Origin of the sequence: Mesorhizobium sp. M4B.F.Ca.ET.203.01.1.1, from assembly GCF_004791025.1 — a bacterium.
Taxonomy (GTDB): domain Bacteria; phylum Pseudomonadota; class Alphaproteobacteria; order Rhizobiales; family Rhizobiaceae; genus Mesorhizobium; species Mesorhizobium abyssinicae.
Window position 1 is genome coordinate 1 of the sequence record NZ_SRUO01000115.1, and the last position, 366, is coordinate 366.

The 366-nt window shown below is 64.2% G+C and carries 2 protein-coding genes; both read left to right on the plus strand.

Annotation, left to right across the window (positions count from 1 at the left end):
• A partial coding sequence (locus tag EN846_RS33890) for a hypothetical protein (protein ID WP_135928119.1) occupies positions 1-81 on the plus strand: 81 nt, incomplete at its 5' end.
• Between the two features lie 102 nt (positions 82-183).
• Positions 184-366: hypothetical protein (locus EN846_RS33895; RefSeq protein WP_135928118.1), on the plus strand; the 183-nt coding region annotated here is incomplete at its 3' end.

Below are 366 nucleotides of genomic sequence, written 5' to 3' on the forward strand. Positions count from 1 at the left end.
TTTGCAATGCTGCGCTACGGCGTCAACGACCTGCGCGCGTTCTTCGAGAACGATGTGCGGTTCCTGAAACAGTTCGCGTAAGCCGCAACCCTGTAGAGCCGGGCCATGCCCGGCTGCTCCTGAAACGACTGCTCCCAAATTCGCAGGCCCAGGCGAATGCGCCGGGCCCACCAGGATGACACCATGAAATTCTCCGAAAACTGGCTGCGCAGCCACGTCCCGACCCGCGCTTCGCGTGATGAGCTGAGTGCGGTGCTGACCGCCATCGGCCTGGAAGTGGAAGACGTGACCGCGCTGGGCGAAGGCCTCGATCACGTGGTCGTGGCACGCATCGTCGAGGCCGTGCGCCATCCGGAAGCCGACCGC